Source organism: Clostridium sp. 1001270J_160509_D11 (genome assembly GCF_015667935.1).
Classification (GTDB): Bacteria; Bacillota; Clostridia; order Peptostreptococcales; family Peptostreptococcaceae; genus Intestinibacter.
On record NZ_JADPET010000107.1, the window covers coordinates 1 to 10,232 of the forward strand.

11 protein-coding genes are annotated in these 10,232 nt (G+C 26.9%); 5 read left to right on the forward strand and 6 right to left on the reverse strand.

Annotated features, from left to right (window positions below; all coding sequences use genetic code 11):
• Positions 1-91 precede the first annotated feature (91 nt).
• Positions 92-400, forward strand: a complete 309-nt coding sequence (locus I4U58_RS09995; RefSeq protein WP_243269605.1) for a DUF1540 domain-containing protein — start codon at positions 92-94, stop codon at positions 398-400.
• Between the two features lie 33 nt (positions 401-433).
• Here I4U58_RS09995 and I4U58_RS10000 read toward each other — a convergent pair whose 3' ends face one another.
• A complete protein-coding gene (locus I4U58_RS10000) occupies positions 434-1,204 on the reverse strand; it encodes a lysophospholipid acyltransferase family protein (RefSeq protein WP_195931160.1) in 771 nt (256 codons plus the stop codon).
• Between the two features lie 144 nt (positions 1,205-1,348).
• On the opposite strand from I4U58_RS10000, the gene I4U58_RS10005 reads away from it, so the two are divergent.
• Both I4U58_RS10005 and I4U58_RS10010 read left to right on the forward strand, forming a co-directional pair.
• A complete protein-coding gene (locus I4U58_RS10005; protein WP_195931161.1) occupies positions 1,349-1,600 on the forward strand; it encodes a hypothetical protein in 252 nt (83 codons plus the stop codon).
• Between the two features lie 89 nt (positions 1,601-1,689).
• Positions 1,690-1,881 (forward strand): hypothetical protein, encoded by a 192-nt coding sequence (locus I4U58_RS10010; protein ID WP_195931162.1) that lies wholly within the window; start codon positions 1,690-1,692, stop codon positions 1,879-1,881.
• Positions 1,882-1,947: 66 nt separating this feature from the next.
• Here I4U58_RS10010 and I4U58_RS10015 read toward each other — a convergent pair whose 3' ends face one another.
• The 4 genes from I4U58_RS10015 to I4U58_RS10030 all read right to left on the reverse strand — a co-directional run bounded on the left by I4U58_RS10015 (position 1,948) and on the right by I4U58_RS10030 (position 7,011).
• Complete coding sequence (locus I4U58_RS10015; RefSeq protein ID WP_195931164.1) at positions 1,948-3,333, reverse strand: MATE family efflux transporter; 1,386 nt, start codon at positions 3,331-3,333, stop codon at positions 1,948-1,950.
• 153 nt (positions 3,334-3,486) lie between these two features.
• Entirely contained in the window at positions 3,487-5,589 is a 2,103-nt protein-coding gene (locus I4U58_RS10020) for a DEAD/DEAH box helicase (protein ID WP_195931166.1), read from the reverse strand.
• 109 nt (positions 5,590-5,698) lie between these two features.
• Complete coding sequence (locus I4U58_RS10025) at positions 5,699-6,643, reverse strand: radical SAM protein (protein WP_195931168.1); 945 nt, start codon at positions 6,641-6,643, stop codon at positions 5,699-5,701.
• Positions 6,644-6,768: 125 nt separating this feature from the next.
• Positions 6,769-7,011 (reverse strand): hypothetical protein, encoded by a 243-nt coding sequence (locus I4U58_RS10030; protein ID WP_195931170.1) that lies wholly within the window; start codon positions 7,009-7,011, stop codon positions 6,769-6,771.
• A 291-nt stretch (positions 7,012-7,302) separates the two neighbouring features.
• On the opposite strand from I4U58_RS10030, the gene I4U58_RS10035 reads away from it, so the two are divergent.
• Positions 7,303-8,574 (forward strand): ArsB/NhaD family transporter, encoded by a 1,272-nt coding sequence (locus I4U58_RS10035; RefSeq protein ID WP_195931172.1) that lies wholly within the window; start codon positions 7,303-7,305, stop codon positions 8,572-8,574.
• Positions 8,575-8,681: 107 nt separating this feature from the next.
• Entirely contained in the window at positions 8,682-9,164 is a 483-nt protein-coding gene (locus I4U58_RS10040) for a hypothetical protein (RefSeq protein WP_195931174.1), read from the forward strand.
• Between the two features lie 107 nt (positions 9,165-9,271).
• Here I4U58_RS10040 and I4U58_RS10045 read toward each other — a convergent pair whose 3' ends face one another.
• Positions 9,272-10,135, reverse strand: coding sequence for a cation diffusion facilitator family transporter (locus I4U58_RS10045; RefSeq protein WP_195931176.1), 864 nt, complete (start codon positions 10,133-10,135; stop codon positions 9,272-9,274).
• Positions 10,136-10,232 lie beyond the last annotated feature (97 nt).

Consider the following 10,232-nt stretch of genomic DNA (forward strand, 5'->3'; position numbering starts at 1 on the left):
ATATTTACGTAAATTATACTTATCCACAATATAAAAGGAAGTTTATTTCCTATATATTATAAATAAAATTTATTAGAAAGTTGTGATATCTATGATGAAAAGTAATTTAAACTGTATAGTATCTAGCTGTGCATACAATCACGACGGATATTGTTATGCATCTCATATAAAAGTAAGCGGTTACGATGCTACAGATTTTAAAGATACAAATTGCGACACGTATGTAAAAGGCTCCTTTGAGTCTTTAAGTTCAAAACAAGACGACAGTATCACAAATAGCCAAAATATTAGTTGCTCTGCTAAAAACTGTACATATAACTTTTATGGAGGTTGTAATGCAGCCCATGTTTTAATATCTAAAGAAAACGGAAATTGCGATACTTTTAGAGTCAAAAACTAATAAAAGGAATCTCTGGTGAGATTCCTTTTTTATTTATATTATTTCTTGTTTCATTACTGGATTTTTTGATTGATATTTTTGCATTTCATCAATCATTTTTTCTTTTATAGTTTTTGCAAGTTCCACAGTTTTAAGTCGTGGATTTTCTAAATGTTCATATATAGGATCTAAAAATTCAACTTCTACATCTTTAGAATTTATCTTTCCTATTGGTTCATATCCTTCATATGTATTTAGAGAGTTTTTTATTACCATAGGAACTATTGGACATTTTGCTTTATATGCAATTTTTAAGGCACCTGCCTTAAAGTCAGATACTAAAGATTTAGGGTCTTTTACCCAAGTTAAATCTCCTTCTGGAAAGATAGCCATACTTTGACCTTCTTTTATATTTTCTGCACATTTATTAATGCTTTTTATACCTTCTCTATTATTTTCTCTGTTAATGTATACAGATTTTGTAATATCTATCCAATGTTTTACAATTGGGATATTTCTCCAAGTAGGGACATCTGCAATTACTACACCAACTGGTTTTGGTATACTAGATATAAGTATAAAACTATCAAGCATACTAGAGTGATTAATTACAAATAGTACGGGTTCTTTTGGAACTCTTTCCTTACCTAAAATATTTAGCTTAATATTTACTAAATCCAGAGATTTAGTAGCTTGACTTTGTAAAAACTCGAATTTTTCCTCATTAGAGTATTTTTGCGGACTTTTAGTGAATTTTCTAACAAGTGGCAAAGAGGAAATAAACCCTATAATCTGAAATATTGCGAACTTCAAATAATTAAACACTTCTCACAGCTCCTCATCTTATATATTTTTCCAATAAATCATTGTATCACAAAACTACTACTTTCGTAAATATTTTTACTAATTACAAAAAGTTTATTCTAATTTTTTTTTTAATATATAAACTTTATAAAGGGGGTTTTGTATATGGATGATAGAATACTTATAATAAATATTAATACTTTCACAGGAGAATACATAAATTTAAATTTACCTGTTGAATTTGTAAAAAGACTGATAAACAATAATTGCTTTGATTTTTTCTATTATAGAGAAGATGCTATAGACTGCGAAAAGTTTCTTAAACTTGTAAAAGATGCCTTTAATTACGAGTTGACAGGTTATATAGGCGAAATTAAAACTGTAGACAACAACCATATTGAGCTTATGATAGAGTAGATTTTTACTCATATACGATTTATATGGGATTTTCTGGGTATATATTAGGTATAGAGTATTGATTTTATATATTATGCCAGGAGGTCATTATGGATAGATTATTAGAATTAATAAATAGAAAGTTTTTAAAAGACAGTGAGTTTTTAGAATTAGAAGATAATGAAAATGTAATTTCATGTGAATATTATAGACCACATAATGCTCATTACAAGGAATTTTTAGTTACTATAAATAATAACGGCAAAATTGAAGAACATATTGTTTGCTATAAAGCAATGTAGATTAAATTATAAAAGGGATAAGTGTAAATCAAATTTACAATTATCCCTTTTTATTTTCACTTAATTTTATTGAGCTTTTGCTGTAACTTTATTTTGAGCATCTTTTGGGAAGTTTTTCTTAAAGAATATAACAAACATAGTAGTTGTTGTTAAACAAGCAATTATATCTGCTATTGGCTCTGCAAGTAATACAGCTGTAAGTCCGTCACTTATAAACATTGGTAGTATAAATATTAGCGGAACTAATAGTATCATCTTTCTAAGTAAAGCTAAGAATAAAGATATTTTAGCTTGACCTAATGATAAGAAAGTTTGTTGGCATGATAATTGCATACCGAATATTCCCATTCCAGCAAAGTATATTCTCATACTCCATGAAGTCATCTCTACAAGAGCTATATCGCCACTAAATATTTTTACAAAGAATTCAGGGAATATCATAAGTAGTGAAACTGCACACATTGTAAAAGTTAAACTAGAGATAAATAGTAATTTAAATGCTTGTTTAACTCTGTCGTATCTTTGTGCACCATAATTATAACTTAATATAGGTTGAGCACCTTGTGTAAGACCTGTCATAGGTAACATTATCATCTGCATCATACTACTCATTATAGTCATAGCACTTACTGCTATATCACCGCCGTATTTAAGTAGCTGATTGTTTAAACTTATTAAAACTATACTTTCTGTAGATTGCATTATAAATGGTGCAATACCTAAAGCCAATGTTGCTAATACTACATCTTTTTTTAGTTTTAGATGTTCTTTTCTTATTTTTAATAATGTTTTATTTCCAAATAAGAATTTAAGTACAAACATAGCAGATACAAATTGTGAAATTATAGTCGCAAGAGCTGCACCTTTTACACCTAGATTTAATCCAAATATAAATATTGGATCTAGTATTATATTAAGACATGCCCCTATTGCAACTGTTATCATCCCTATTTTTGTAAACCCTTGAGTATTTATGTATGGATTCATTCCCACAGCTATTTGAACAAATACTGTTCCTATAAGATATATAGATAAATAATCGATAGCATATTGTGCTGTATTTGAACTTCCTCCAAATGCCATTACAATTTGTTCTTTAAATATAAAGAATACTGTTGTTAAAATTAAACCAATTATAATAATTAGTGAGAAGCTGTTTCCTAAAATCTCTTCTGCACCTTCTTTGTCTTTTTGCCCCATTTTTATAGCAACTCGTGGACTTCCGCCAAATCCCACAAGTGAACTAAATGCTGTTACTAAAAGTACTATCGGAGTTACTATACCAATCCCTGCCATAGCTAAATCTCCACTTGGCATTCTACCAATAAAGATTCTATCTACCATATTATAAAGTAAATTCACTATTTGAGCTATTATAGATGGAACTGCCAAAGTAACTAAAAGTTTTCCAATACTCCCATTTTCTAAGTCTGCGTTTTTTTTCTTACTCATCTCAATCTCCTTTTTATTAATACATTTTTTGCAATAAGAAAATTATACCATATCATTTGTAAATAAAAAAACTTTTTTATTTTATACAAAAAAATATTTTATTTATATAAAACAAATTGTAAATTGTTTGTATTTATTATAAGTTAGTTATATTTACTCCATAACTTCAAATAAATCTATTATTTCATCTCTCGACAATGTCTTTATAGATTTATTTTCTTTTAGATTTAAATTTATTATTTCATCTGCTAATTCTTTTTTATATTCCTTTATAGCGTCTACCTTTTCTTCTACAGTATCTTTAGATATTAGTTTTACGACATCTACTATATTCTTTTGTCCTATTCTATGTGCTCTATCGCTTGCTTGGTCTTCAACAGCTGGATTAAACCAAGGGTCAAAGTGAACAACCATAGATGCACTAGTTAAATTAAGACCTGTACCGCCAGCTTTTAATGATATTAAAAATACTTTTTTAGATTTATTAGTATTAAAATCTTCTACTAATTCTAATCTATCTTTAGCATTTGTCTTTCCATCTAGATAATTAAATTCTATGTTTTCTTTTTCTAGTTTATCTGCTATAAGCGATAATACTTGTGTAAATTGTGAAAATACTAATATCTTTCTATCTTTGCTATATTTTATTATCCTCATAAGCATCTCTAACTTAGAGTTTTTGCCTTTATAGTTTTTAACTACTAGTTCAGGCGATATACTAAGCATTCTCAATTTAGTTAAGTATGAAAATAAAGTTATGTTGTCGCTATTTGTATCTATTATTTGTTTTTTTAGCATATTTAAAAAAGTATTGTAGACTTTTTTATGCTCTTTATCTAGTTCAACATAAAATTTCTGTTCTATTTTGTCTGGAAGTTCGTCTATAACGTCTTTTTTTCTCCTTCTCAATATAAAAGGCTTTATCATATTCTTTAAAAGATCTAAATTTTTATCGTCTCTTACAAATATCTTTTCAAATCTTAATTTGCTGTATAAATATCCAGGCATTATAAAATCAAATATAGACCAAAGCTCTAAAAGATTGTTTTCAATTGGAGTTCCTGTAAGTGCAAATTTTGATTTTGCATTTATATTTTTTATAGCATGTGTTATAACTGAATCTGGATTTTTTATATTTTGAGCTTCATCTATTATTAAATAGTCGAACTTTAAGTCTTTATATTCTTCCATATCGTTTTTATATGTAGTATAAGTCGTAAGTATAACGTCGTAGTCTTTATATTTTTGCAGTGTTTTTAGTCTTTTTTCTTTATTTGAGTATACAACTCCTACTTTTAAATCTGGTGCAAATTTCTCAAATTCGCTTTTCCAGTTGTATATAAGCGCTGTCGGAGTAATAACAATACTTTGCTTATTTTTTTCTGAAAGTAAAAATGCTATTGTCTGTATAGTCTTTCCAAGACCCATCTCATCTGCAAGTATCCCACCAAAGTTGTAATTTGATAATGTCTTTAAAAATTCAAATCCCTCAATTTGATAATCTCTAAGACTTGCATTTAGATTTTGAGGAACTTCTATATCCTTATTTAATTTATCGTATTTTTTAATTACATTATCTACATATTTTTTGCCATTTATAAAACTCATTTCTTCATCTTGTAGTATATTTTCTAAAAACATAGATTTATTATTTGGTATTTTTATCTTTTCTAAATCATCAAATAACCCCAAAATATCTATTATCTTAAATACTTTTTCTAAATCATTATCTCTTAAATCGATATAACTTCCATTAGGCATAAGGTGGTATTTATAGTTGTCTTTATACGATTTAAAAATTCTATCGTATTCACTTTTATCTACTCCCTCTATTTCTAAATTTGCACCTAAGTTTGAATTTCTAGACTGAGTTATATCAAAAATTACTTTTGGATTTATGACGACGTCTTTTTCATCTAAAGTCTCTTTATTTTTATCTTGAAGATATTTTAAATCTTTTAGTACTACGGCTACCATATGTGGACATATTCTCATCTCACCTGTAGTAAATACACTATCTTGACAATCGCAACTTATATTTGATATTATCCTCGTATTATAATCTATACTTATCATAGCTGTATAAGTTCTTCTATGGTACTCATCATATACACTTCCATAAAAATTTGCATTAGATCCATTTAAGTTAGTGTAATTATTGCTTACATAATTATTTTTATAAAAGACAAAACCACTATTGTATTTTTCTCTTTGTGTATTTCGTCTAAGTATCTCACTTATATTTGAAATTTCCATATTTTCACCTCATATCTTATTATCCTATAAATTTAAAATATTATAACGTATATATTTATTACAATTAAAAAAAGAGCGTTATATGCTCTTTTTGATATAAAATTAATTTTTATAATTCGTTTATATTCCTATATGTAATATTGTTTTTTATTTCATTAAAATCTTTAGGTTTATATTTAATAATATCTTTCATCACTTCTGAAAAAGTAAGTGGTTTATTTATAAAATTAAAAATATCGTACTCTTTATTTTCATATCTACAAAGCCTTATCTTACCATCATAACTAAGTGTTATCTTGTCACAACTCCAGCAGTTTGTATCATAAAACCTAGATACTATACCTATTTTACCTCTTGAATTAGGGGTTTTGTAATAATATCTACATACTTTGTCATATGATTTTATTTTAGTCATGTTATCCATATTATTTATTATATCAGCTACATTTAAATAACCTTCGTTAAATAAACCATCTAACTTCCCTACATACATCATTTCAAAGAACCTCAAAGTTATTGGAAAATTATTTGCAAGTTGTATAAAATCATCCATCTCATCATCGTTAAAATTCTTTATGATAAGTGTATCTATAGTCGTTTCTATCCCTAAATTAAGTGCTGTAGAAAATGATTTTAATACAAGCCCTAAATTTCCTCCTCTAGTTAAAGATTCGTATTTGTATTCTTTTAGTGAATTAATCTGTATATTGACTTTGTCTAAGCCTGCATTTTTTAATTTTAGACCTTGTTCTGAAAATTTAATTCCATTAGTAGTTAAACTAACTTCTTCTATATTACAGTAATTTTTTGCATAATAAATAAGGTCAACTAAATTAGGATTTAGAAGTGGTTCGCCGCCCGTAAATTCAATTTTTCTTATCCCTAATTCTGACATTGACTTTATTATAAATTTATAATCATCCACACTCAAATATCTACCTTTATTATATGTAGCTACGTCATTATATGGCATGCAATACGTACAATTTAAATCACATATATTTGTTAAAGATATATTCAAATAATCTATATCTCTATTAAATCCATCCTTCATTTATTCAACCTCAATATCATTTTTTATACTATTATATCATAATTTAATTTATATATTGTGCATTTATATATTTTTTATATAAATATACAAAAATCCACCCTCTATATTTAGAAGATGGATTTTTTCTATCTTTTTTTAGCTTTTTTCTTTTTATTTTTAGAAATATTTTTGTTTTTATTTTCGACTTCTTCATATCCTGGAGGCGGTATCTTTTTATATATAGTTTTAAAACAATTAAATGTTATTCCTAATGCAAAAGCCGCTGCTAATAATAATATTGGCAGTTTTTTTATAAATATTATGCACACAATAAATATTATAAGTCCTACTAAACTAAAATATACATTCATCTTTTGCCATCTCTCCATATGTAACCCCTCCTTTAGTATTATATTTCGATAAAAAAATATATTATCCTTTTTTATTGTACAATTTATAATTATTTTTTCTAACTTATATTTTAAATTTATAAAAATCTACATATTATATAATTTATTTCAATATACATTGGAATAAATGTTTTCTCTCTACACTATGTTTAAAAATGTGACATATAATAAAAAACTTTTATATATTTTTTACTTTTTTTATGTGGAAATTTAATCCAAAAAGTACTATCATAAAGTAGTTTATATTTTATGGAATTGGAGGAAAATAACATGAATACACAACAAATAATAGCTATCTCTATTTTCGCTATTGTAATGATACTTATAATAAGTGAAAAAATAGATAGAACTGTTGTAGCATTATCTGGTGCTGCCTTGATGTTTCTATTTAAAATAGTTACATTTGAAGAAGGAATTAGCCATATAGACTTTAACACATTATTTGTACTAATTGGCATGATGATTGTAGTCGCAATCGTAAAAAAATCAGGATTATTTGAATACGTCGCAATATTAACAGCCAAAATCTCAAAAGGAGATCCGTCTAAAATCATGGTTTATTTTATGATAATAACAGCCGTTTTATCTGCAATACTTGATAACGTGACAACTGTATTATTAATAGGACCTATGACACTTGTAATTAGCGATATTCTTTCTATTAATCCTATTCCGTTTTTAATGACACAAATTATCGCATCTAATGTCGGAGGTACTTCAACATTAATCGGTGACCCACCTAATATTATGATCGGTAGTGCTGCTGGGCTTAGTTTTGGTGATTTCGTAGTAAATCTAGGACCAGTAATTTTACTAATTCTTTTACTATTAGTATTTATATTTAAATTTATTTATAGAAAAGAATTAGTAAAAAGTCCACAAGCCGAAGAATTAATCTCAAACTTAGATGAAAAAAAAGCTATCCAAGACAAGACATTATTAATAAAGAGTTTATTTGTTCTTGCACTTATATTAGTAGGATTTATGACTCATAGTAAATTGGGTATTGAATCTTCTGTAGTCGCAATAACTGGAGCTTGTATATTATTATTAATCGGAAAACAAGACCCTCACGAGATAATATACAGCGTTGAATGGCCTACTATAGCCTTTTTTGCTGGATTATTTATAGTTGTAGGTGGTCTTTCAAATACCGGTGTAATCTCAATGCTTGCTAAATTATTAGTTGAAAAAACTCATGGTGATGTAATTCTTACAATGTTTTTACTTCTTTGGATTTCTGCAATAGTTTCATCATTCTTAGACAATATACCTTTTGTAGCTACACTTATCCCACTAATACTTACAATGCATACTCAAGGTATGGATGTAACACCACTATGGTGGGCTACTTCACTAGGTGCATGTCTTGGTGGAAATGGTACACTAATCGGTGCATCTGCTAATGTAGTCTTAGCTAGTGTAGGTCAAAAGCATGGATATCCTATCACCTTTAAAAGTTTCTTAAAGGTAGGTTTTCCTATAATGATATTTACAGTAATTATTTCAACAATTTATTTAACAATAAAATTTGCGATATAGATATTTAAATTTATATAAAAACTATTTTTGCATAAATTTAAAAAATATTTTTTATCCATATTTACATATACTTTAATAAAGTATTTTCAAAAGGGAGGTAAAGTTTTATGTCATTTAACAGAATTGATTCAGTCAATGGTGACTCAATTGAAATAAGACTTAGACAGTTAGGTGCTAGCAAAATCCAAAAAGTGCAGGGCTGCCTTTATTTTATAAAATTTATACTTGATGATGACTTTGAGGTTATGTATACATACAATATAAATGCAAAGAATAAATATTTCTTACAGAGGATAGAGCCATATCCAATACCTAATGGTACATTCTCAACTGAAGTAAAGATAGTTGATTTTATAAAAAAAGATATAGCTAAGTTTAGAAAAGGAATTAAAAGCGAACATTTTGACGATTTCTTAGAGGCTACAGCTCAAGCAAATAAATTTGTAAGACAATTAGATGATTTTTATTTAAATTATCAAGTAGAAGAAGATAGCTTAGTAAGCGATTCACTAGGTCAAATAAATACTACTATAGACAATTTAAATAAACGTCTTGAAAGTTTAATAAATCACTCTAAAAAAATCGACTAAAGTCTAAATAAATACGCTAAAAAGGCTATCATATTTATATAGGTAGCCTTTTAATTTTCTTTTAGTTTATATAAATTTATTTCTTACGTTTTAATTTTCTTAATTCTTTATTTGTGAAACGGCTCAATATGAGTCGCTACTTGTATATTTTTATTTAACTTTTCTCTCATAGTATTTTCAATATTGTGAGTTAGCTCATGTGATTTTTCAACGGTCATATCCGGCTCAACCATAATATCCATATCTATATATATATTATTTTCACATCCTCTACTTCTAATATTTTTAATATATTTTATCTCGCTAAATTCTACAACAATTTCTCTTATTATATTTTCATCTATTACAGCACTATCTACTAAAATACTAATAGTCGATTTGAAAATTTCATATGCACCGTGCAAAATAAATATTCCAACAACAAACGATACTAACTTATCTATTATTACTGGAAAACCTAGCTTTATACATATTAAAGTTATCAAAACACCTAGAGATACATAAACATCACTTTTTGTGTGAAGAGAATCTGAAACTAAAATGTAGCTGTTGACCTTTTTACCAACGCTATATTCATATTTAGTTACAATTATATTTATTATCAAGGTAATTATTAAAATTACAAAACTAATCGTAGTCATATTTAAGCTTTCTGGATTTTTAATTTGTAAAATAGCCTCGGCTACAATTTTTAATGCAATAAATACCATCATCATTCCAATAAATAAACTAGATAGCATCTCAAATTTAGTATGACCATAAGGATGTGTTTTGTCCTTTGGTCTTGCAGCTATCGAAATTCCCACAATGCCTACAATATTTGAAGCAGAATCAGAAAGTGAGTGAAAACCATCGGCCAAGACACTTGAGCTATTTGTCAAGCTTCCAACAACTATCTTCATAACTGTTACAGCTAAATTCGCCACAAGGATGAATAATAAGATATTTTTTACTTTCTTATATTTGTCCATAACCTTCCTCCTAATATCTGTGAGAAATTTTACATAATTATTTTTTTATATAATAATAGTATATTGTTGTAATTTTTTTTTGTGATTTTATTTTTAG

Excerpts from the sequence above, each read along its gene's own strand:
- I4U58_RS09995 (WP_243269605.1), top strand. The coding sequence starts at position 92 with ATGATGAAAAGTAATTTAAACTGTATAGTATCTAGCTGTGCATACAAT.
- I4U58_RS10005 (WP_195931161.1), top strand. The coding sequence starts at position 1,349 with ATGGATGATAGAATACTTATAATAAATATTAATACTTTCACAGGAGAA.
- I4U58_RS10010 (WP_195931162.1), top strand. The coding sequence starts at position 1,690 with ATGGATAGATTATTAGAATTAATAAATAGAAAGTTTTTAAAAGACAGT.
- I4U58_RS10015 (WP_195931164.1), bottom strand. The coding sequence starts at position 3,333 with ATGAGTAAGAAAAAAAACGCAGACTTAGAAAATGGGAGTATTGGAAAA.
- I4U58_RS10020 (WP_195931166.1), bottom strand. The coding sequence starts at position 5,589 with ATGGAAATTTCAAATATAAGTGAGATACTTAGACGAAATACACAAAGA.
- I4U58_RS10025 (WP_195931168.1), bottom strand. The coding sequence starts at position 6,643 with ATGAAGGATGGATTTAATAGAGATATAGATTATTTGAATATATCTTTA.
- I4U58_RS10030 (WP_195931170.1), bottom strand. The coding sequence starts at position 7,011 with ATGGAGAGATGGCAAAAGATGAATGTATATTTTAGTTTAGTAGGACTT.
- I4U58_RS10035 (WP_195931172.1), top strand. The coding sequence starts at position 7,303 with ATGAATACACAACAAATAATAGCTATCTCTATTTTCGCTATTGTAATG.
- I4U58_RS10040 (WP_195931174.1), top strand. The coding sequence starts at position 8,682 with ATGTCATTTAACAGAATTGATTCAGTCAATGGTGACTCAATTGAAATA.
- I4U58_RS10045 (WP_195931176.1), bottom strand. The coding sequence starts at position 10,135 with ATGGACAAATATAAGAAAGTAAAAAATATCTTATTATTCATCCTTGTG.